This window comes from Lachnospiraceae bacterium JLR.KK002, from assembly GCA_036941025.1.
Lineage (GTDB): Bacteria > Bacillota > Clostridia > Lachnospirales > Lachnospiraceae > Petralouisia.
The window spans coordinates 2,043,742-2,067,901 of record JAYMNP010000001.1 but is presented as its reverse complement, the minus strand read 5'-3'; the positions used below and the strand labels follow the sequence as shown (position 1 = coordinate 2,067,901).

Annotated in this window: 20 protein-coding genes; 19 read left to right on the top strand and 1 reads right to left on the bottom strand. The window is 37.5% G+C overall.

The genetic code is table 11. The annotated features are described in order from the left end of the window. Positions 1-68: 68 nt before the first annotated feature. The 4 genes from VSQ32_09955 (at position 69) to VSQ32_09940 (ending at position 7,618) form a co-directional block, all read left to right on the top strand. Positions 69-2,543, top strand: coding sequence for a reverse transcriptase domain-containing protein (locus tag VSQ32_09955; GenBank protein ID MEH2943172.1), 2,475 nt, complete (start codon positions 69-71; stop codon positions 2,541-2,543). Positions 2,544-2,674: 131 nt separating this feature from the next. Next, positions 2,675-4,126: an IS5 family transposase gene (locus VSQ32_09950; protein MEH2943171.1), complete on the top strand. Its 1,452-nt coding sequence runs from the start codon at positions 2,675-2,677 to the stop codon at positions 4,124-4,126. Between the two features lie 29 nt (positions 4,127-4,155). Further along, on the top strand, positions 4,156-6,708 hold the full coding sequence (locus VSQ32_09945) for a hypothetical protein (protein MEH2943170.1): 2,553 nt from the start codon (positions 4,156-4,158) through the stop codon (positions 6,706-6,708). 109 nt (positions 6,709-6,817) lie between these two features. Next, the gene (locus VSQ32_09940; GenBank protein ID MEH2943169.1) at positions 6,818-7,618 is read left to right on the top strand and encodes an Rpn family recombination-promoting nuclease/putative transposase; all 801 of its coding nucleotides are present in this window, start codon (positions 6,818-6,820) and stop codon (positions 7,616-7,618) included. Between the two features lie 250 nt (positions 7,619-7,868). On the opposite strand, the gene VSQ32_09935 is transcribed toward VSQ32_09940, so the two are convergent. After that, complete coding sequence (locus VSQ32_09935; protein MEH2943168.1) at positions 7,869-8,429, bottom strand: helix-turn-helix transcriptional regulator; 561 nt, start codon at positions 8,427-8,429, stop codon at positions 7,869-7,871. A gap of 172 nt (positions 8,430-8,601) precedes the next feature. Here VSQ32_09935 and VSQ32_09930 point away from each other — a divergent pair, with 172 nt between their 5' ends. From VSQ32_09930 to VSQ32_09860, 15 genes are all read left to right on the top strand, one after another. After that, positions 8,602-8,796, top strand: a complete 195-nt coding sequence (locus tag VSQ32_09930; protein MEH2943167.1) for an ICEBs1 excisionase — start codon at positions 8,602-8,604, stop codon at positions 8,794-8,796. Next, positions 8,793-9,872, top strand: a complete 1,080-nt coding sequence (locus VSQ32_09925) for a site-specific integrase (protein MEH2943166.1) — start codon at positions 8,793-8,795, stop codon at positions 9,870-9,872. Before VSQ32_09930 ends, VSQ32_09925 begins: the two co-directional genes overlap by 4 nt. A gap of 64 nt (positions 9,873-9,936) precedes the next feature. Next, positions 9,937-10,197 (top strand): hypothetical protein, encoded by a 261-nt coding sequence (locus tag VSQ32_09920; GenBank protein MEH2943165.1) that lies wholly within the window; start codon positions 9,937-9,939, stop codon positions 10,195-10,197. Between the two features lie 112 nt (positions 10,198-10,309). After that, positions 10,310-10,957, top strand: a complete 648-nt coding sequence (locus VSQ32_09915) for a CHC2 zinc finger domain-containing protein (protein MEH2943164.1) — start codon at positions 10,310-10,312, stop codon at positions 10,955-10,957. Then, complete coding sequence (locus VSQ32_09910) at positions 10,896-12,254, top strand: virulence-associated E family protein (GenBank protein ID MEH2943163.1); 1,359 nt, start codon at positions 10,896-10,898, stop codon at positions 12,252-12,254. The genes VSQ32_09915 and VSQ32_09910 overlap by 62 nt, the downstream gene beginning before the upstream one ends. A gap of 179 nt (positions 12,255-12,433) precedes the next feature. Then, positions 12,434-13,357: a ParM/StbA family protein gene (locus VSQ32_09905; protein MEH2943162.1), complete on the top strand. Its 924-nt coding sequence runs from the start codon at positions 12,434-12,436 to the stop codon at positions 13,355-13,357. A gap of 54 nt (positions 13,358-13,411) precedes the next feature. Further along, the gene (locus VSQ32_09900; protein MEH2943161.1) at positions 13,412-13,822 is read left to right on the top strand and encodes a hypothetical protein; all 411 of its coding nucleotides are present in this window, start codon (positions 13,412-13,414) and stop codon (positions 13,820-13,822) included. A gap of 299 nt (positions 13,823-14,121) precedes the next feature. Continuing rightward, on the top strand, positions 14,122-15,486 hold the full coding sequence (locus VSQ32_09895; GenBank protein ID MEH2943160.1) for a plasmid recombination protein: 1,365 nt from the start codon (positions 14,122-14,124) through the stop codon (positions 15,484-15,486). Between the two features lie 25 nt (positions 15,487-15,511). Further along, a complete protein-coding gene (locus VSQ32_09890; GenBank protein ID MEH2943159.1) occupies positions 15,512-15,865 on the top strand; it encodes a TnpV protein in 354 nt (117 codons plus the stop codon). A 129-nt stretch (positions 15,866-15,994) separates the two neighbouring features. Beyond that, entirely contained in the window at positions 15,995-17,563 is a 1,569-nt protein-coding gene (locus VSQ32_09885) for a type I restriction-modification system subunit M (GenBank protein MEH2943158.1), read from the top strand. Beyond that, the gene (locus VSQ32_09880; protein ID MEH2943157.1) at positions 17,560-18,333 is read left to right on the top strand and encodes a hypothetical protein; all 774 of its coding nucleotides are present in this window, start codon (positions 17,560-17,562) and stop codon (positions 18,331-18,333) included. Before VSQ32_09885 ends, VSQ32_09880 begins: the two co-directional genes overlap by 4 nt. Beyond that, on the top strand, positions 18,330-19,661 hold the full coding sequence (locus VSQ32_09875; protein ID MEH2943156.1) for a restriction endonuclease subunit S: 1,332 nt from the start codon (positions 18,330-18,332) through the stop codon (positions 19,659-19,661). The genes VSQ32_09880 and VSQ32_09875 overlap by 4 nt, the downstream gene beginning before the upstream one ends. A 1-nt stretch (position 19,662) precedes the next feature. Continuing rightward, entirely contained in the window at positions 19,663-20,217 is a 555-nt protein-coding gene (locus tag VSQ32_09870) for a restriction endonuclease subunit S (protein ID MEH2943155.1), read from the top strand. Positions 20,218-20,241: 24 nt separating this feature from the next. Then, positions 20,242-20,892, top strand: coding sequence for a hypothetical protein (locus VSQ32_09865; GenBank protein ID MEH2943154.1), 651 nt, complete (start codon positions 20,242-20,244; stop codon positions 20,890-20,892). Beyond that, entirely contained in the window at positions 20,892-24,068 is a 3,177-nt protein-coding gene (locus tag VSQ32_09860; GenBank protein ID MEH2943153.1) for a type I restriction endonuclease subunit R, read from the top strand. Before VSQ32_09865 ends, VSQ32_09860 begins: the two co-directional genes overlap by 1 nt. Positions 24,069-24,160: the final 92 nt, after the last annotated feature.

The following is a 24,160-nucleotide window of genomic DNA, read 5'->3' as shown; positions in this document are numbered from 1 at the left end:
GAGTAATGACTATCAAATAAAATATCAATAATGATAGATTATAAAGCAATTAAAGATGGAGAATTGATATGTTAAGGGAAATTGCTAATAAATTATTTGAATTATTTATAGTGAACCGTAATGCTGTAGCTATTCAGCTTAAAGACGGAAATTATATTACAAAATATATAAAAATCACAGAAAATGATATTTATTGCATGTTAAAAGAAAAAAAGTCTTTAGGAAGTTACCAGCAATTATATAAGAGTCCGTATGTGAAATGGATATGTTTTGATTTTGACTGTAAAGATAAAGATAATCCAAATCTTTTTGAATTATATAAAAAATGTACGTTACCGCTAAATAATTATCTAAAAGCTAACAACATATCATTTGTGAATGAGTTTTCTGGAAGAAGAGGTATTCATACATGGATTATTTTTGATGACTATTTGAAAAAAAATGAAGCATTTGAGATTTTAAAAAAGATAAAGAGAGCAGTGGAATTTGATTATGATGAAGCGTTATATGGGTTAGATGAATTTCCTGCAACTGGTAATAGCAAAAATAATAAACTGGGAAAACAAGTAAAAGTGCCATTGTCTTTTCATTCATGTGGCAAGCAATCGTATTTTTTTATTGGTGAATATACAGAAAATAGTTATGGAAAAGAATTTTATAAAGAGCAATTATTTATTTTGAACACTATTAAAAGAAATAAAATATCAGAAGTAATTAAAATATTACAGTTAGAAGATGTTAAAATAGAAGTACCTTATAAAAAGATGTATGTTACAGAGTCAATAGCTTGTAATGCCAAACAAGTTATTGACATATTATCTCAGACTCAAGTTTATAGACAAATATTTGATAGATTATTGCATGGGCAAAGTTTATTAAAAGATTGGTTTGTTATGCTAGGAACCTTAGGGAAAATGGAAGGCAATTCAAGTATATTATGTGATGTGTTTAAATATTGTCCGGAGTTCTCTGAAACAGAAACGCAACGGCGAATAACACAGTTTGGGCATAAATATTTCCCTGCTACGTTTTATTATCTGTATAATTTATATGATTTAGACATGGAGAAAGGGATTGATCCGAATGAAAATGGGTTGCAGTATTTGATTAGAGCTTTAGACAAAAATATAGATATTCATAGCTGGGATGAAAATGAAAAAGTTTTCTTAGAGAAGAGTGAATATACTGTAAAAAAAGAAATCAATTATTTGTTTACTAATGATGAAGTGCCAGTTGTTTCGATATACCTTGATTTGCGACATTTGACCTCGTATGATACAAGGGAGATAGATATTACTATTTCTGAGATTATGCAGGGCAAAATGGCAGGAATTGAACCAAGAAATTGTTATGTATTTAAAAGGATTGAAACAAAATCAAAAACGAGAGAAATGGTATCATTAAGTGCATATGATCGGGTATTGACGTCACATATGGCACTAAACTTATTTTATGGTATGAGTAGAAAAATTAAGTCATATAGTTATAATCCAAATTATATATCTGACAATGATATGTTTTTTCATTGGTATAATTCGTGGGGAAATTATTTGAGCAAAATACGTAAATTTTTAGATTTTGATATGTATGAGAATATGAAAGTCATATCAATAGATGTATCTCATTTTTACGATAGCATAGATTTTTTAGGCATATATAGGATTTTTGATGATTATTTAACTGAGCAAGAAAAAAATATACTCAAGGAATTGGTTGCTTATAATGAAAAACTAATGAGAAAGATAAATGGTAGTAGAAAGGGAGTGCCTCAGGGACCAGCATATGCTAGACTTATAGCAGAAACTTTTCTAGGAATATTGGTTGGAAAAGTAAATGAAAAATTAGGGAATCCAGATGACAGAATGTTTGTATATAGGTATGTAGATGATATTGTTATATTTCATGATGAAACATTGGCAAGTCAAACTATATATGAGAGCTTTAGGAATATATTTTCAATGTATGGATTGATGCTTAATCAGGAAAAAAGTAAAATATATGGAAAGATTAGAAATTTGTCAAAAACGCAAAGATGTGAAATACTGAGAACAAATCAATTTCAATACGGGTTGAGAGAGTCTGAGTATTCCTATTTGCTAGAGGATGAATATATTCAAGAAAAAGTATTTGCAATTATTGAAGAAAAGGGGAAATTTGATATTTCAAATATTGCATTTTTCTTTTCAACTTATACAGATGAGAGAGCAAAAAAACTGTTTTTCGATAAATATGCAAAAGATATTTTTTCATGCCAGTGTGGCAGGGGAAGCGGATATTCATTGTTTTATAGGTATGTTTTAAGTAATGGAGAGATACTGGAGAGTTGCGTAGAAAGATCTCTGTTTGATTTAATACCTATCAATAGCATAAATTTTTCTTGTTGTTTAGCTGCAATTTATTATGCATATAAAAACAGTGAGTTACCAAAAAGTGAGTATGAAATGTTGCTTGAAACGTATATTTTAAAAAATGTAATAGATATAGAAAATGTAGAAAAGGAGGAAGACAGAAGCATAATATTATCATTAGCTAGTGTCTGCTGATTAGGTTGCAAACACTTGATTTTACTGACTTTTGCCCCGTTTTCTGGTACAATAATTGCAAGGATTTTGACGAAAACAAATCGTTTTTCTTGCAGTTTTTTACAGATTTTGAGTATAAAGGAGCTAAAACAATGTACAAACCGATTGACAAGTTACAGCATTCATTCCTCGATTTCAACCAGCCTATGGGACTCCACATGAATCCGGATAACCGTTGGATCAAACTGGCTGACCGCATCCCATGGGACGAGTTTGAAGTAAAATATGCCAAGCTGTTTCCAAGTGATACGGGCAATGTTGCCAAGCCTCTTCGTATGGCATTAGGAGCTCTGATCATCCAGACCAAGTTCCAGTATTCCGACCGTGAGCTTGTAGAACAGATCGCAGAGAATCCGTATCTGCAATACTTTATCGGGCTTCCTGGATTTCGGGAAGAAGCTCCGTTTGATGCAAGTACACTGGTTCTCTTCCGTAAACGCATTTCCGCAGAGATGCTGATGGAAGTAAACGAGTATCTTCTTTCCCATAAGGATGATGACAAAGATGACCATACTCCTCCATCCGTAGGAAAATCCGGTGATGATGGTACTGCAAAAGAAGATACAAACAAAGGAACGCTGACCCTTGATGCAACCTGTGCACCTGCAAACATACGTTATCCGCAGGACATCTCGCTTTTGAACGAAGCAAGAGAGAAGCTGGAAAACATCATTTACCGATTTTGTAAATGTTATGGTCTTAAGCTGCCCAGAAGATACCGCAAACGCGCCAGAAAAGAGTATCTTGCATTTGCCAAGAGCAGAAAGCACACGGCAAAGAAAATCCGCAGCGCAATCCGCAGACAGCTTGGCTATGTGAAAAGAGATCTTGGCTATTTGGAACAGTTCATGAGTGATGGATACGCCATGGCAGGTAAGGATATCGACTTGTATCTTACCATCATCAAGCTGCATGAACAGCAACAGTATATGTATGATAACAGAGTCCATTCTGTGGAGCATCGCATTGTAAGCATTGCGCAGCCATGGCTTCGACCGATTGTCAGAGGTAAGGTCAAAGCACCTGTTGAATTTGGTGCAAAATTTGATCTCAGTCTTGACAGCGAAGGTTACGGGCGTATCGAAAAAATATCTTTTGAGGCATACAACGAGAGTACCTGCCTGATTGAAGCAATAGAGCGTTTCAAAGAACGTACTGGTTATTATCCGGAACGTGTTCTGGCAGATCAGATATATCGGACCAGGGAAAACAGGAGTTATTGCAAGGAGCATGGGATCCGGTTATCAGGTCCAAAGCTGGGCAGACCAAGTGCCACAGCAAAAGTTGATAAAAAGCAAGAGTATCAGGATAATACCGATAGAATCGAAGTGGAGCGCACCTTCAGCCTGAGCAAACGCTGCTATGGTATGAGCTGCATTACCACAAAACTGGAAGAAACGCAGCTGACTTCTATTGCATTATCTGTATTCGTGACGAATCTGTTCAGGATTCAGAGGCGAATACTTTGCGCTCTTTTGCATCTGTTCCGATTCTGGCATGACCGGAGCAGATGTAAGAGTTGGAAGTTGCAGATAGCTACTTAATCAGCAGACACTAGCTAGTCAAAGGAAAAATGAGAGATAAAATAGAGACATTTATAAAAAGAATGGATTTAAATCCAGAAATAGAGCTTATTTGTGATGTATTTAAATTTATCGATGAGTGTGATGCAAATAAAATAGTGGGCGTAGAAGAAAGAATGGCTGCATTGTTTTGTAGAAGTGTGTCATTTTTACCACAAGATAATATCCCAGAGGATGTAAAAAAATTATTAATTAAAGCCTTTTTGAACATACAGACAATGGCTAATCAGAGAAAAGGTACAAGCGAATTACGAACAATATATTTGTTGAACCAATTATATCAATCAAATCTAAGAACAGATTATGATGAAATAATTCAGGAAGAGTTTGAACTTTTGTTAGACAATCTTGAGAAGATAAGAATTCTATTTAAAATAGTAGATGATAATGAAAATGAATATTTTCCGATAAGTTCATTATTGTTTAATCTAATCAATTGTGATAATTTAGTGCGTGATATAACAGAAGTCAAAACGATACAAGCACTAATGCTTGCATTACAGATATTTGACAAAAGTAAGTATCCACAGCAGTTTGAAGATATACAAAATATAGTTGTTGATAAAAATTTGAAATTTGTAGAATATTTATATGCGGGTGCAATTCGTCTAGGTGGAGAAGAATGGAGACGCAATTATGAAAAAAACGGAACACTCGTTTTGTATGATACTAAAAATAGTTCGATTCTGGTTCGAAATATAAATAGAGAATATTTTGAAATAGATACAAATATGCAGAATTATTATAACTTTTCAGAAATTTATGAAGAAAAAAATGAAGAAGAAGCCAGTGTAGCATATTATGTAGAATACCAAAAGAGTAATCTTAAAACTATAAACATGAAGAATGAGTTTTCGGCTATTGATAACAGAAAACGTATTTTACAAATATTAAAACTTATATACGAAGATAAGTATTATAACATTCTTCTTGAGGATTCACTTTTTACTGATTCAGAAAGTGTTAGACCAATTAATCCATTTGCTAAATATGATAAATATACAATTATTGATGATAGCAGTGTTTCTGATGGATTAGTAGAGATATCGAAATGGCTAAAAAAATTTGGATTGATTAGTTTGGCTGGAAAAGGAATTCAAATTGTAAATTTAGGTACATTGATAAGTTTGGAAGAAATATATACAGTAAAATTAGATTTATTGGGAATATATGAAGAAAAAATAAAATTTGGAGGCTTATTGGCAAATTGGATAAGAAATTGTCCAAATAAAAGAGAAGCGTTTAATAAGTTTTTAAAAGAATACACTGAACGGTTAAAGTATATTTATGACAAGAAAGATTTGTTTAATAAGAATTTTGAAGATGACTTCTTTATGCCATATTCTATAGAAGCCGAATTAATCAGTGAGCTTGATTTTGAAGAAATAATTAGTATGTTGCCGGCTAATACTTTTAATATAGAAAAGGATTTCATAGAGGAAAGCATAAATATTAGTCAAGTTGGAACTGGTAAAGACTTTTCAAATTATGAGATTAAGAGTATTGATGGAGAGGAAATCTATGATGTTGTAGGAGAACTTTGTGCGAGTGTTGATGAAGATAATCATATTTTATATATTGGAACAGAGGTTGAATACTATGTTAAATTAAATAAAAAAATTTCAGAATTAAATAGTAAAGTTTTGGATGAAGGTGTAATAAATTCGATGGATGAATTTAATGTTTCACAAATTGAAAAAATGATGGATTGTTTTCAAACAGCGTTTGAGAGAATTCATCCCGGGATTCCAATAATTGATATAGCTAGATACAGACTAGCGCATCATTTGCTACTGTTACGATTAGAGAAAGATAAAGTGATACCTTGGATAAAGTTGCTCAATTGTCATGAAATAGTGGAGTATTCATTTGTAGATTCATTGCCATATAATGGGGAACAGGGGATTTTGTATGTTCCTAAAGATAGAAGTCGTTCACAGAGTACATATAAACATATATATCAAACATATATTTTGAATCCATTAAAAAGAGATTTAGTTGATATATATGATCAAAAGATAACTTTAAAAGAAGATGGTTATTATGTGGGTTCAGAAAAAATAACGAAAGTAGTATTTTTATTTGATATAATTCAAAATGGTAGTGCAACGAAGAATACGCTTGATTATTATTTGAATAAAAATAGTGTTGAAGATAATACGCATATAGTTTTCTATTGCAATGATAAGAAAGTTAGTGTTGCTGATATTATTGAAAAGAATAATGAGTGTGAAATTGAGGTGTATACTATATATTCAGGAGAAAGTGGAAGGAAAAAAGTGCAAGAGCATCTGAATAAAAAGTTAGAGAATAGAAAATGCAAAGTGCTGGAACCGTTGAGGAATCTTTCACATGTATTATCTAAAGAAGATGATGAATTACGAAAAATAATTTACAAAGGGCGTTTCGAAGGACTGATGAATCAAGGTGACTATATGGTTATCAGGGAGTATAATCAGCCGAAGCATAATATTATGTCAAATAATCTAATGAAATTAGAAAGAGTTTCAGCATTATTTTGCAAAAGAGCTGAAAATTATTAGAAAAGGTTTGAGTATAACAGTTTTGAAACTAATGGACTGGTAAAAATCAATCCTTGTCAACCACGCAGACACATATTATAATAAAGGTAAAGAAAAGAGGAGCGTCATTATGGAGAAAGCCTTTGAGGAACTGCAAATAAAAGATGATTTCATGTTTAGTGTTATAATGAGAAATCCCAAATTTTGCAAACCCTTTTTAGAACGGATACTTGGTATAAAGATATCCCGCATTGAATATCCTAAGTCACAAGAAACAATAGATATTTCTGCGGATGCAAAAAGTGTGCGCTTGGATATCTATGTAGAAGATGGTAACGAAACAGTGTACAATATTGAAATGCAAACAACAAATAAGGGGAATCTCCCACAAAGGACAAGATATTATCAAGGGATGATAGATTTGAATATCTTGGAAAAAGGAGCTAACTACAAAGATTTAAAACGCAGTTTTGTTATTTTTGTATGTACTTTTGATTTATTTGGTGAAGGGCGTCATATTTATACTTTTGAAAATCGTTGTATTCAAAATACAGAATTGGCATTGGGAGATGATACAACGAAGATTATTTTGAATACAAAGGGAACAATGGATGATGTCACTCCGGAAATGAAGCGATTACTTGATTTTATTGACGGTAAAGAACCAGAGGATGATTATACCAGAGAATTGGATGAGGCAGTGCAGGCTGCCAGACGAAATGAGAAATGGAGGTTGGACTATATGACATTACAGATGCATTATCAGGAAAAATATGAGCAGGGATATGATGAGGGCGATAGAAAAAGGTCGATTGCCGTTGCAATGAATATGTTACAAGATGGAGATTTGCCATTAGAAAAAATTGCAATGTATTCTGGACTTACGCTACAGCAGGTGCTTGAATTGGAAAAAGAATTGCAGCCAGTATAATGATTCCTGCCTAAGCTCCATCGAATTTCCAGTGCTTCTATTTTGCTTCTAAAATTTTTAGAAGTCTCAGGATAATAGAAATTATAGGCGAAATAGATGGATTAAAACTCATGAAATAGATACAAAAGTATCTTAAAGCAGTGCAGATGAGACGAGTTCGAGTGAGAGGTAAAATCCTCGCAAGTCTTGAAAAATCAAGGCTTGCGGGGATTTTTTAATTGGCGGTGGGTACGATTTGGGTACAGATTTTTTAATCCAGCTTATTGTTTATCAAACGGTGTTCTGTATCCTCCATAACTTGGTCGTGGAGCTGCTGGATGCTGAGGTCGAAAAAGGCATCTCCATGCTGTTCGGGGTAAGTGTCCATCCAGTGGTCATAATCCGTTTCGGCTTTAATAAGAGCCTCCCCACGTTTTTTTGCATCTTTGATTTCATTGCATTTTTCTACATCTTCTAAAAATTTCTCATAACGCTGGCACCATGCGTTCATCAGCGTCAAGGTTTCAAAACGTATTCCAACTGTATCATTGCCTTCCTCGTCTTTGCACGCAAAAAGATGTCCGTTGTACTGCCGAGCAATCTGGAATAAGCGGTGCATGGCTTTGATCATATCAAAATCAGAATTTTCCAATACTTCCGGATTAACGGCAAGGGCATTTGCTATTTTTTCAAGTGATGACGGCTTGGGATTGCGCCTGCCGCTTTCGTAGGCACGAATATAGGCTTCGCTTGCACCAACCAATTCACCTAACTGTTTCTGGGTAAGACCACGCTCTTTGCGGATGCGGCGGATATTTTCTCCAACAGTCATAAGTCTGCCTCCTAAAGTTTTAGCTGTGTATTTGCACTAAATCAATGATACCACATAAAGAGAAAAAAATAAAGTACAAAAGATATTGACAAGAAACAAAAGTTACGATATGATAAAAACGAAACATAAAGATACTATACAGAAACAAATATAAAGAAAGAGAGGAAACAACATGAACGAAAAACTTTATTACAATGCCGCAGACATTGCGGCGATGCTCGGCATCAGCATGGGAAAGTCTTACAAGATTCTGCGGGAAATGAACAGCGAATTATCTTCTAAAGGCTTTCTCACAATCGCAGGGAAAATCCCCATAGCCTATTTCAAAGAAAAATGGTATGGGGCGGCAAAGGAGGTAAGCGTATGAGCTGTAATGCAAAGAAAGATCCAAATGGTACGTGGAGAATACAGTACCGATGGACGGATTGGACAGGAGCAAAAAAGAAGTCGCAGAAAAGAGGGTTTAAAACAAAGAAAGAGGCGGAAGAATGGTATGCGCATTTCTTATTGCAGCAGTCCTCTGATCCGACAATGACGCTGGCTGATTTTTGGGAGATTTACAAGGCGGACATGGAAAAACGCTTGCGGAAAACGACCATGAAACAGAAAGAGTATGTGATGAACGATAAGGTTCTTCCATACTTTGGCAGTACGCCAATCAATGAAATCACAGCTCCTATGATAAGAAAATGGCAGGGTGAAATGATGGAGAAGGGTTTCAAGCCCACCTATCTGAAAACTATACACAACCAGCTCAGTGCCATTCTGAATTATGCGGTTAATTTTTATGATTTACGCTCTAATCCATGCCGGAAAGCAGGAAGCATGGGAAAGAGCCGGGCAGATGAAAGACCGTATTGGACTTTGGAGGAATTTCAGAAGTTTTCGGATGCGATTATGGATAAGCAGGATTCGTGGGTTGCATTTCAGATTTTATTCTGGACGGGGATGCGGCTTGGAGAACTGCTTGCCCTTCAGATAAAGGACGTAAATTTTGAGGAAGGCACGATTACTGTTGATGAATCCCTTGCGAGGATTGACGGAGAGGATTTGATTACGCCTCCGAAAACGGAGAGTTCCATAAGGGTAATTACCATACATAGGGAATTGCAGGAGGTAATCAAAGAGTATATTGCAACACTTTATCGGGCAAGGGCGGGCACACGTCTTTTTGCAGGACGGACAAAGAGCTTCTTTGAGCATGAAATGGAGCGGGGAATTAAGCTGTCGGGAGTAAAAAAGATTACCGTCCATTGTACCCGGCACAGCCATGCGAGTATGCTCGTGCAGATGGGGTTCAGTCCTGTTGAGATTGCAAAAAGGTTAGGGCATGGGAAAGTAACGACTACGATTGAAACCTACTGTCACCAGTCTATGGACGCACAGATAAAAATTGCGGACAGGCTTGGAAAAGTGGAAAGGGGTGAGGAAAGTGGCGTGTAAGCGTGAAGCAAGGTTTCGGCGTAATACAATAGCATTCTGGCTGAGTGATGAGGAAAAAGCCCAAGTGGAAGCAAGGATTATATTATCGGGACTTCTCAAAGGAGATTATTACCGCAAAGCCATATTAGGACAGGAAGTGACGGTAACTGCCGGAAATTATATGTCTAACAGAGTTGCAAAAGTGTTAGAGCAGATATCGGAAGATTTCAAAAATGGAAATGCGGAAGATGAAAAATTACTGCTGGAATTGGTAAAGCAGTTAATAGAAATTGGACAGAATGAAAATGCCCCTGCTGGAAACAGGGACATTTCAACAACGGATTAGATTGTTGGCGCAACCTAATCTGAATGCAAAAAGGACGAGCCTCTTTGTATATATTTTGCAGATTTATTATAACAGAGGCTTTTCCGGATGAAAAGGAGGAGAAGCAGTAAAATTGAATGTTTTTTCAGAAGTAAAGGAACATCTGACTGCAAGGCAGGCAGCAGAATATTATGGCCTGAAAGTAAAGAGAAATGGGACTGCCTGTTGTCCGTTCCATGATGATAAGCACCCAAGCATGAAGATTGACAGAATTTATCACTGTTTTGCCTGTGGTGTGGGTGGAGATGTGATTGATTATGTTTCCCGGATGTTTGGATTGTCACAGTATGATGCGGCGTTAAAGCTGATAGAGGATTTTGTTCTGCCTGTTGATGTAAAGAAAAATGAGGGACTGAATGCGCAGGAAAAAGAGCGTATCCGTAAAGAAAAGGCGGAGCAAAAGAGAATTATGCACATTCAGGAACAGTTTGAAAAATGGTGCAGTCAGACTGTTGATATATTGAAAAACTGCATTTCCGAGATTGACAGTGTAAATCATTTTCTTATTGGGAAACCGCCGGATATTATTTTTTCGGAAGATTATGCGCAGATGCTCCATGCAGAGCCGGTCATCAATTACTGGCTGGATATTCTGTGCGTGGGAGAAGTTTCAGAGAGGCGGGATTTTTTCTTAAAGGACAGGAAGAAGGTGGAGGAAATTGCAGGAAAAGTCTGCACAGGCAGAAAACGAATTATGGAATGCAGTCGGGGAAGCGCTTGATGCAGAAATGAGTACCGTAGAGGACGTGCTGGAGTCGCTTGCAAGAACACAGAAAGGGAATGTGAAATCTTCCATCGAAAACTGCATGACTATTTTATACAGAGATCCATTGTTAAAAGATGCCATATGCAAAAATGAGCTGACTAATAAAATTGATATTGTAAAGCAGCTATTGTGGAAACGGAATGGAAGATGCATTACAGACGTAGATATGTTCCAAATTCAGCGTTACATAGAAACAAATTATGGAATTTCCAGCGATAAGGCAATTAATAAGGCGGTCAGCATTGCAGCAAGTGAAAAAAGCTACCATCCAATCAGAGAGTTTCTTGAAAATCTGCAATGGGATGGAAAAAGCAGGATTTCAAGTCTGCTTCCACGTTTTCTTGGAACAGATGATAATGAATATACAAGGGAAATCATGCGGCTTTTGATGATGGCGGCAATACACCGGATTTATGAGCCGGGCTGTAAGTTTGAGATTATGGTCTGCCTTGTGGGTGGTCAGGGTGCAGGAAAGTCTACATTTTTCCGTTTTCTTGCTGTCAATGATGAGTGGTTTACAGATGATTTGAAGCGTATGGATGATGAAAATGTTTACAGCAAGATGCAGGGACATTGGATTATTGAGATGTCAGAAATGCTTGCCACTGTCAATGCAAAGAGTATTGAAGATATTAAATCATTTCTGAGCAGGCAGAAAGAAACCTACCGTATTCCATATCAGACTTATGCGGAGGACAGGCCAAGACAGTGTATCTTTGTCGGCACATCAAACAACCTTGATTTTCTTCCGCTGGACAGGACAGGGAACAGAAGATTTGCGCCTGTTTTGGTTCATCAGGAGCGTGTGGAGAAACACATCCTTGAGGACGAAAAGGAGTCGAGGGAATATATTGTGCAGGCATGGGCGGAGGCTATGGTTATCTATAATAACTGTTTACATGAGTTGAAACTGTCAAAGGAAATGGAAGAATATCTGAAGGAGATGCAGAAGCAGTTTATGCCGGAAGATACAAAGGTGGGCGTTATTCAGGCGTGGCTGGACGATTGTACGGAAGAATATGTTTGCAGCGAAATGATTTACAGAGAAGCGTTGAGGCATGAGTATGAAGAACCAAAACAATGGGAGATTAAAGAAATTAACAGCATTATGAACACCTGTATTGAAGGATGGGAGAAAATCAGTTCTCACAGGTTTGGCAAGTATGGATTGCAGCGTGGCTGGAAACGAAGAAGCGATATACAGGGATTTACGCCGCTGCCGGATAATGCGCAGTTGCCTTTTAAGAAGTAAATAGCAGTATGTTTTAAACTCTTTTTTATCTGGTTTACAGGGCGTGTTTACATTTTTGTAAACGGTGCGTTTACAGCAGAATATAGGAAAATCAAGGTTTTCCGCTATTTGTAAACGGTGTAAACAGAAAAAATGAAAACGCAATAACAAGATTAACAACAATATGGAGGACTTTTATTATGCAGAAATATAACAATACAAAAATCATTATCGGGCTGGATCACGGCTACGGAAATATAAAGACAGCACACAGGGTATTCAGGACAGGCGTGGAATATTTTGAGGAAGAACCGATTGTTAGCATGAATTATATCAAGTATAAAGACAAGTATTACGTGATTGGGGAAAACCATTTGATTTATCAGGGCAACAAGACCGATTCACAAGACTTTTATATTCTTACGCTTGCAGGCTTGGCGGAGGAACTGAAATTCCGAGGTCTGCATGAGGCGAAAGTGGTGCTGGCGGTTGGACTTCCGCTTGCTTGGGCGAAAAGTCAGGCGGCGGATTTTAAGAAATATCTGATGCAGGAGCAGGAGTTGTTCTTCTCGTTCCGCAAAGAAAGTTACAGGGTGCATTTGTGCGGCGTGGAAGTGTTTCCGCAGGGATTTGCGGCAGTATGTAGTGCCGGTTCGATGAAAGGTTTTAATATGATGGCAGATATCGGAAATGGCACGATGAACGTAATGCAGATTGTGGATGGCAGACCATTAGAGAAAAGCCTTGTGACGGACAAATTCGGTGTGTCTATCTGCATGAAGGAAATTCAAAAGGAACTGTCAAAGTCAGCGGGGGAAAGCACACCGGAGATTATGATTGAGCCGATATTGATAAACGGTTTGCAGGGCAGGACGGATGATGTGGCGAAAATAGTCAGCCGGATTGCGGAGCGGTATGCAGGAGATATTTTAAAGAGGCTGGTTGACTATGGGTATAAAGAAAATCTGGTGCATCTGTATGTGATTGGCGGGGGCGGCTGTCTGCTTAAGTATTACAGCGATATTGCATCAAAGGGAAATGTGACTTTTATTGAGGACATCTGTGCCAATGCAAAAGGATACGAGTACCTTGCAACACAGAAACAGCGCAGACAGGCAGTGTAGAAATGGGGTTATGGAATGAGAAAGACCTATAAATGCAGCAATATAAAATTCTGCATGGAAGATGAAAACCAGCGCAGAACTTGGGAATACTTGCAGGGCATGACACGAAAAGACGGTTCTTATGGGAAGGCACTTTCTGATGCGTTTGTGGCAGTTCTTGATGGGCAGCTGCGGGATAGAACTGATAAAGCGGTGAGCGATTCTGCTATTTCATTGGAGCAAGATACAGATATTTTTGGGAAGATGCTGGACAGGGCGTTGGAACAAAAATTCCATGAAATCATTCAAGAGTTGCAGAAAGTTTTGGCAGAGCAGATCCGTAACAGTTTCAGTGAATATGTTTCCACAGTTCATTCTGATGCAGAAGAACTGATAGAAAAGACTGATGTAGCCGGAATGGGGCAGACGCAGGAGCCGGAATTGTCCGAGGATATGATGGCGTTTGCTTTTGCAATGGGCGAATAGACGGTTCCGAATTTTTATATTCGGTACTCATTTTTGAAAAGGAAGCTTATGGAACGGTTCCGAAAAACTTAAATTCGGTACTGTTGCCCAAAGCGAATGACGGCTGTATTTTGCCGGAATGAGCCGTCTGTCGGAAGATTTTTCCGGCAGACGGTATTTGCCAGCGGCAAATACTACCCTCGGAGAGCGCCTTACTTCTGATGCGTATGCGTCAGAAGTAATAAGGCGTTACTTTTGACAAAAGTAACAAAACCGTAGTTAGTCTTGATACATAAAAATATGAGAAAGAGAGTGATGCATTGGCGGCAAAAACAATTTCTTTTCCAAAAGGGAGAGGACATCTTACGCATAATAACAGAGATTTTATATGCAATAATGTGGTGCCGGAAAGAACAGCTTGGAACCGAATTTACATACAGGAACCATTAAAAGATGCTTATGAGAAATGCTTCGGACAGGCGCTTCGGGATTACAATGCGGCGCAGAAACGTAAAGACAGGCAGAAAGACGATTATTTGAAAGAGATAGAGAACTCTGGTAACAAGGAAAAGACATTTTATGAAAATATCGTACAGATAGGCAAAAAGACAGATACTCCGGTCGTAGACGAAAACGGAGTGCTGACAGAAGAGGCAAAAGCGGCGGTAGCGGTCTTGGAACAATATGCAAAGACGTTTCAGGAACGCAATCCGAATCTGTATTTATTTAACTGTGTGATGCACTTGGATGAGGCAACGCCGCATCTGCATATAGACTATATTCCGGTGGCGCATGGATATAAAAATGGCATGAAAACACGCAACAGTCTAACGAAGGCATTCCAGCAGATGGGGTTTGCAAAGGCGGTCAGCAGAAAACAGAACGAAACGGTTGCGTGGCAGGAACGGGAGAGGGAGTATCTGACAGAACTGTGCAGGGAGCAGGGGATTGAAATAGAAGTCCTCGGTATACAGAGGGATAACCTGTCGCTGCCAGAATATAAGGCGGCAATGCGTGAGGTGGAGCAGTTGGAACAGCAGGCAGTGGTGCTGGATAAGTGGAATGAGGCTCTTGAACAGCAGAATGATGATCTTGCGCAGAAAACATCGGAACTTTGCGGACAGGTGCAGGAAATGGAGGCGAAAAACAATGAACTGGTGTTACAGGCACAGAAACTTACAGAGCAGATTGAAGAAGCGGAAGTGAAAGAAAAAGCGGCGAAGGAGGTACTTGCGAAACATGATTTAAGGGCGGAAACATTTAAAATGATTTCAAAGGAAGTGGCAGCGGAAACAAAAAGCATGAAAAGTGTTGCTGTTCCAGTGACAAATATTTTCGGCAGCGAGGAATATGTCAAAGTAAAGAAAAGCGACTGGAATAAAATACTGGATGCTTTCAGCAAGGCAGTATCAAGAAATCATCTTTTAGAGAAGTATGAGAAGAAAATTTCCAGTCTGGAGAAAAAGATAGCTACACTTACCGATCAGGTTGAAAAATTAAAGCGGTTTGTAGCATCAAGAGGACTTGGGGAGGCGTTTGTGGAATTTATAAAATCGCTTGCGCCAAAGAACATGAAACAGAAACTGGAGGAGGCAAAAGAGGATGCCGCGGTACATAACCAGCAAAGAAAGCGTAGCCAGCAGGACATAGTAAGAAAGAATAAGCAGTGGCAGCAGGAAATGTAAATTTTTAAGGAGAGAGGAACAGACAATGGATATAACTTACGAAAAATGTGGAGATTATTTAATTCCGAATCTAATCCCCGATCCGGAGCCAGAGGGAGAGTTGAGAAAGTTTGGACTGATGCGAAAATCCTATCTGGAAAATCACAGGAGGGGTATTTATTCGGGACTGCTGTTATCAGGTGAGCTAAAGAAGCATCTACTTATGATACAGGAACAGGCAGAGGAAAGATTTGATCTGTTGGTGGAGCAGATGGCGAAGCGTGAAGGAGTGACGGAGCAGTTAAAAGCACAAGAACAGATGCTTTGGGTTAAGAAAATGAATAGCATTAGGATGAGGGCAGAAGAGATTGTGATGGAGGAAATTATATACACATTATAATAAGTTAGAGTGGGGCAGAGAGTATCTGCCTCATTTGTAAGTTTTATGCAATTTTAAGAAGTATTTAAATGACAATTTGGATATTTTGTAGTAAAATTGATTTGGAAAATTATGCAAGGAGGTTGTCCAATGATTGACAACAAAAAGGAACAAGAGAGAGAAGAACTTCATCGTACCATATGGAATATGGCGAATGATCTTAGAGGAAGTGTAGACGGTTGGGATTTCAAACAGTATGTGTTAGGTATGCTGTTTTACAGATATATTTCTGAAAATTTTGTCAGATATGTAAATGCAGGAGAAATTGAGGCAGGGAATGCCAATTTTGATTATGCCAATCTTGCTGACAGTGATGCAGAGCCTGCAAGAGAAGAATTGGTTGATACAAAGGGTTATTTTATCTTGCCAAGTGAATTGTTCTGCAATGTGAGGAAAAAAGCACCACAGGACGAGAACTTGAACGAAACACTTGAAAAGGTATTCCGAAATATAGAAAGCTCTGCACAAGGACATGAGAGTGAAGATGACTTAAAAGGTTTGTTTGATGACCTTGATGTAAACAGCAACAAGCTTGGTGGAACAGTAGAAAAAAGAAATGCGAAACTGGTAAAACTCCTGAATGGCGTTGCCGAGATGAAGTTGGGAGATTATCAGGACAATACCATTGATGCATTTGGTGATGCCTATGAATATTTAATGGGCATGTATGCATCTAATGCTGGAAAGAGTGGCGGAGAGTATTATACTCCACAGGAGGTTTCTGAACTTCTGACAAGAATCACGGTGCTTGGAAAGAAAAATGTAAATAAGGTGTACGATCCGGCATGTGGTAGCGGATCACTGCTTCTTAAATTTGCAAAGGTTTTGGGGAAGGAGAATGTTAGGCAGGGCTTTTTCGGACAGGAAATCAATATTACTACATATAATCTCTGCCGTATCAATATGTTTCTGCATGATATTGGCTACGAGAAATTTAACATCGGGCATGGAGATACATTGATAGAGCCTCTGCATTGGGATGATGAGCCTTTTGAGGCGATTGTGTCTAATCCCCCGTATTCGATTAAGTGGGAGGGAGATGATAATCCTATTCTTATCAATGATGAAAGATTTTCTCCGGCAGGCGTGCTTGCGCCAAAGTCGAAGGCTGATCTTGCATTTATTATGCACTCATTATCATGGCTTGCAACAAATGGAGTGGCTGCAATCGTATGTTTTCCGGGGGTAATGTACCGAGGCGGTGCAGAAAAGAAGATTCGAAAATATTTGATTGATAATAACTATGTGGAGAGCATTATCCAGTTGCCGGGAAATCTGTTTTTCGGTACAAGTATCGCAACGTGTATTATGGTTCTGAAAAAGAGCAAATCAGAAAATAGTACATTGTTTATTGACGCATCAAAAGAGTGTGTAAAGGTTACGAACAACAACAAGCTCACAAGTGAGAATATTGAGAATATTCTTGCTGCTTATGAGGCAAGGGAAGATAAAGAGTACTATGTAGCAGTGGTTGCAAATGACAGAATTGCTGAAAATGATTACAACCTTTCGGTTTCCTCTTATGTGGAACAGGAAGATACAAGAGAGAAAATAGATATTAAGGTACTGAATGCTGAGATTGAACAGATTGTAGCAAGAGAGCAAGTACTTCGTGATGAAATTGCTAAAATTATTGCAGAAATCGAGGGAAAGGTATGAGTTGGGGAAGGGCTTTTATAAGTCAAGACTATGGCAGACCAATATATAAGCATAAAAATTTACCAGTTTATATTACGGATGAATTTGACTTTTTTAGATGTGTAGAGTTTAATAATGAATTTTATGAAAAAACTGCAAGCGTACTTTTTAATGGCAATTTGCGGGAGTGTACAGGAAGATATTCAAAGTTGTTTCCTAATCAAAAATTGTCTTATTGGGCAGATAGTCCTATAACTGCCAGAGCAGAAATAAAAAAACATGGTGCAGGAAATAACATTTTAACATTTTGGGCTTATGATGATGGAACAAGTACATTTCCTACGTTGCAAAACCAAGAGCCATTGATAATTATTGATGGTCGCAAATGCGGTGTGCAAGATTTATTGGATAAGGCAGACAATGGTATGCAGCTTACAAAAACTGAACAGGATTATATGGCTTCTTTGCTTGCACAGGAGCCTGATTGTTTGGTATTTGACTCTCATGCGAAAAAAGGAGGAGAAAATTTTATATTTTTTAAAAAGGGATTTCAAAAGTTATCCTTGCGGCAACTGCAGCTTCGATTTGGAAAGCGAGATGGAGGAAATCATAATCTAATTGTTTGCGCTGGAACTTGTGATTATTCTCCCTATATAGAATCTTATGGGAAATATCTTATGCCAAAAGTAAAAGTAGCAATGGAGCAAACATATTTACAGAGTAATGAATATATATTGAGAAAGCAGATACTTGAAGAATCGTATCGTAGAATACGGGAGGCTGTAAAATGAGCAAACTTGATAAATTAATACATGAGCTCTGTCCGAATGGAGTGGAATATATTCCGATAATAAATTTAGCAGAGATAGGGACGGGCAGTCATAATACAAATGAGGAATTAGATGATGGTAAATATCCGTTTTTTGTTAGATCTCAGACGCCCAGAAGATTAAATACATATGATTTTGACGAAAAAGCGATTATTACAGCAGGCGATGGAGTCGGAGTAGGTAAGGTCTTTCATTATATAGAAGGGAAATATGCATTACATCAACGAGCATATCGAATTCATGTAACATCAGATAAATTAGAACCCAAATATTTGCTACATTATATGAAAGCGTCTTTTTTATCATACATGGAAATGAATGCTGTTAATTCATCAGTAACTTCTGTAAGAAAGCCGATGTTGGAGAAATATCGTATACCTGTACCTCCCTTGGAAATACAATACGAAATAATTCGCATTTTAGATTCTTTTGCAGCGATTTCAAGTGAACTTAATGCGGAGTTAGGAAAAGAGCTTACAGCTCGAAAAAAGCAGTATAATTATTACAGGGATACATTGCTTTCGTTTGATAATACAGTTAAAAAGGTAAAGCTGAAAGATATTGCTGTTGATATATACCGGGGAGCAGGTATTAAAAGAGAAGAAGTGACGGAAACGGGTATACCTTGTGTTCGGTATGGAGAAATTTATACTACATATAATACTTGGTTTGATGCCTGTGTATCACATACAAAACTAGAGTACGTCTCAAATCCAAAATATTTTGAACATGGAGATATTTTATTTGCGATAACGGGAGAAAGCGTTGAGGATATTGCAAAGTCCGTGGCATATATAGGAAACGAAAAATGCCTTGCGGGAGGAGATATTGTTGTCCTAAAGCATAATCAAGAGCCCCGTTATCTTGCGCATGTTTTATCTACATATGAATCAAGACAGCAAAAAAGTAGGGGGAAGATTAAAAGTAAGGTTGTTCATTCAAGTGTGCCTGCAATTGAAGACATAGAGATACCATTACCGTCTATAGAAGTACAAAGAAGGTATGCGGATGTATTGGATTACTTTGAAAAAATCTGTAACGATTTGAATATAGGACTTCCGGCAGAGATAGAGGCAAGGAAAAAACAGTATGAATATTATCGAGATGTACTGTTGACATTTGCTGAATGCGGCGAGATGATTCTTGACAGACAGACAGACAGACAGACAGACAGACAGACAGACAGACAGACAGACAGACAGACAGACAGACAGACAGACAGACAGACAGACAGACAGACAGACAGACAGACAGACAGACAGACAGACAGACAGACAGAATATAATTAGATTGATTCAGTATGTATTTGGTGTTATTTACTTAGAACTTGGAAGTGTTGTAAAAGTATTTCGTGGTGAATATATAACGAAAAAGGATACATCTAGTGGGGATGTTCCTGTTATTTTAGGTGGACAGGGACCAGCTTATTATATTGATAAGTCTAATCATAAAGGGGAAGTGGTCGTTGTGGCTCGAAGTGGTGCTTCTGCTGGATTTGTTTCATACTGGAATCAGCCTGTTTTCATTACGGACGGATTTGGGTATGATGCAGATGAAAATACTCTAATTCCAAAATATTTATATTATATTTTGAAAAATATGGAGAAACAATTTAACGATATGAAACGTGGCGCAGGTGTACCGCATATTAGTGGTGATGCATTGCTGGAAACGAAAATACCCATTATATCTTTATCTGAGCAAGAACGTATCGTTGCAATTTTAGATCGCTTTGATACGCTTTGTAACGACATTTCAGAAGGACTTCCAGCAGAGATAGAAGCAAGGCAAAAGCAATACGAGTATTATAGAGATAAACTGTTAAATTTTATAGAAAAGATATAAGTTGTTTTTAGATAGGGGGTAACAATGGAGAAATTGATTTTTCGGAATACATATTGGAATTATTATGAGCAATTGGGAAGTGATTTCTTTTCATATAGTCCATATTGCGAAATTGATGAGTGCAATGATGATGCCTTTTCGGTAAGATATTTGCAACTTTATTTATCTATATGTGGCGAAATTGATACTATTTGTAAAAGATATTGTAAATTGCTGGATGATAAACTGAAATTGAATAAATGCGGAATCAATGATTATATCTCTATTTTGAATAGAGAATATCCGACAATCGCACAGGAAAAAGTAGAGTTGTTGAATTATAAATATAACGAAATGCAACCATGGCAATCTATTAAGGATGGTGAAGTGCCGAGTTGGTGGACTACATATAATGCGATTAAACACCATAGGGATGAAATAAAAAATGGTAAAGAAAATTATAAATGTGCAAATCAGAAAAATGTGATAAATGCATTATGCGCGTTATATATTCTAGTTGAATATTGGGCGGCAAAGAATTTTGCTATAGATAAAGATGAAACGGAAAATTCAATTATGATTTTGTTTGTATCTAAAAAATTGAGATTGATTCATTGGAATTTTTATGAGTCATTTATTGGAGAATGGTTTAATACAAAAAGATTCTATGAATATTTAGAAAAGAAGGTAGTGTAATGAGCACATTCAATATGGTTGCATCCATGAATGAAAGTACAGTGGTGGCAGAGTATACGCCAGAGAGCAGACGTTCCGACAGTTATCAGAGTGAGGCGGAGCTTGAAAAAGAGTTTATCCGTATGTTGACAGAGCAGAGTTATGAATATCTGCAAATCTATTCCGAGTCAGAGTTGATAGAAAATCTTAAGTATAAGTTAGAACAGTTAAATGGTTATGGTTTCACGGATAGTGAATGGGAGAGATTTTTTCGGGAACATATTGCGAATGCAAACGAGGGTATCGTAGAAAAGACACGCACGATTCAAGAGGATTATACAAAAGTTTTAAAGCGTGATGACGGAAGCACGAAGAATATCAGGCTGATCGATAAGGGAAACATACATAATAACCGTTTGCAAGTGATTAACCAGTACGAAGTGCTGGGAAAAGTAGGAAATGCCGCAGAAGATACGGAAAATCCGGCTAATTACGATAACCGCTATGATGTGACGATTCTTGTGGATGGATTACCGCTTGTCCATATAGAATTGAAAAGACGTGGAGTGGCAATCAGAGAGGCGTTCAATCAGATTAATCGTTATCAGCGTGACAGTTTTTGGAGTGGGTGCGGACTGTATGAGTATGTGCAGATTTTTATTATCTCGAATGGCACGAATACGAAATATTATTCCAATACTACAAGATTTTCGCATTTAAAGGAACAGGAGAAAAGTTCCAGTAGAGGGAAAAAGACAAGCAACAGTTTTGAATTTACTTCCTTTTGGGCAGACGCAAATAACAAAGTGATATCTGATCTTGTAGATTTTACAAAAACTTTTTTATCCAAGCATACTCTTCTGAATATTTTGACGAAGTATTGTGTATTTACCTCAGAAGAACTGCTTCTTGTTATGCGGCCGTATCAGATAGCAGCTACGGAGAAGATATTAAACCGCATAGAGATAGCCACAAATTATAAGAAATTGGGAAAGCTTGATGCAGGAGGGTATATCTGGCATACAACCGGAAGCGGAAAGACACTGACTTCCTTTAAGACAGCACAGCTCGCAAGCCAGCTTGATTTTGTTGACAAGGTGCTGTTTGTAGTTGACAGGAAAGACCTTGATTATCAGACAATGAAAGAATATGACCGTTTTCAGAAGGGAGCCGCGAACAGCAACACCTCTACTGTAATTTTGCAGAGACAGTTGGAAAATAAGGACAAAAACGGTAATTATCATGAGTACAAAATAATTATAACTACCATTCAGAAATTAGATGGATTTATCCGCAAAAACAGAGGGCACGAAGTATTTGACAAGCATATTGTCCTGATATTTGATGAGTGCCACAGGTCGCAGTTTGGGGATATGCACACAGCAATTGTCAAGAACTTTAAACGGTATCATATCTTTGGGTTTACGGGGACACCGATATTTTCGGTCAATGCAGGAAGCGGTAAACACGCTGATTTGCGTACCACACCGCAGGCTTTCGGAGAGAAACTGCATACTTATACAATTGTTGATGCGATTAATGACGGAAATGTACTTCCATTTCGTATTGATTATATTAAAACTATTAAGGACAGTGATAAAGCAAAGGACAAGCAGGTATCGGCAATAGATACAGAAAAGGCACTCTTAAATCAGGCGCGTATTAGTGAAATTGTATCCTACATATTAGGACATTTTGATCAAAAGACAAAGCGAAACCGGGGAGACAGTTTCACATTTTCCATTTTGGAAAATGTGGAAGAAGTAGCTACGGCAAAGAATAGAAACGAGATAAAGGAAAAGAAGAATAAAATTCGTATAAAAGGTTTTAACTCCATATTTGCAGTAAGCTCCATAGAGGCTGCAAAGCTCTATTATACAGAATTTAAGCACCAAATGGAGAACTTGCCAGAGGCGAAAAGGCTTAGGATTGCCACGATATTCAGTTATGGCGTCAATGAGGCGGAGAATGATGATTTTGTGGTTGATGAAAATTCCGAGAATACAGACGGACTGGATCAAAGTTCACGGGATTTCTTGGAAAGTGCTATTGACGATTATAATAGGTTGTTTTCCACTACTTACGATACCTCAAGCGACAAGTTCCAAAACTATTATAAAGATGTATCGCTTAGAATGAAAAATCGGGAGATTGATATTTTAATTGTTGTGAATATGTTCCTTACCGGATTTGATGCGACAACGCTGAATACTCTCTGGGTGGATAAGAATTTGAAGTACCATGGACTTCTGCAGGCGTTCTCCCGTACCAACCGGATTCTCAATTCTGTAAAGACATTTGGAAATATAGTTTGTTTCCGTAACTTGGAGCAGGAAACAAATGATGCGATTGCACTTTTTGGGAATAAAGAGGCAGGCGGTATTGTCCTGCTGAAAAACTATGCAAGTTATTACAATGGATATGATGAAAACGGAAAACACTATGAGGGATATACAGAACTGATTGACAAGCTGCAGACGCTGTTTCCCCTTGGGCGTTTTTCGGAACTGGGAGAGCAGGACAAGAAGAAATTTATATCTTTGTATGGTGCAATTTTGAAAATAAGGAATATCCTGTCCGCCTTTGATGATTTTGTTGGGCAAGAGATACTTTCACCACGGGATTTTCAAGATTATCAGAGTGAGTATATAGATCTTTATGAAGAGTTCAAGCCGAAAAAGGGGGAAAAAGAAAATATCAATGATGATATTGTATTTGAAATCGAACTTATAAAGCAGATCGAGGTCAATATTGATTATATTTTAATGCTTGTGAAGAAGTATCAGAAAGACGGGAATAAGGATAAAGAGATTGTAGTTACGATTGAAAAGGCAGTCAATTCAAGCCTGAACCTGCGGAGCAAAATAGCGCTTATCAGAGAATTTCTTTTGAGGGTTAATGCCGATACCGAAGTTGACGGGGAGTGGTTGAAATATGTTGATGAGCAGCGGGAAAATGATCTTGTTGTAATTATAAAAGATGAAAAGCTAAAGGATAAGGAAACACATATTTTTATAGAAAATTCTTTCCGTGATGGGGTATTAAAAACTACAGGTACAGACGTTGATGCGATAATGCCTGCAGTATCAAGATTTGGTAGTGGTAGTGCAGGGAACCGCAGTGAAACGAAGAAAAGAGTTATTGATAGGTTGCTTGCGTATTTTGAGAAGTATTTGGATTTAGTTGGGGTGAAATAATGTTATCAGATACTTTTAAAACTGAAAATTTAAAAGTATTAAATTCGCTACATGCGTGTAGCGAATTGGAAAAGGTATATATCTAAAACAGA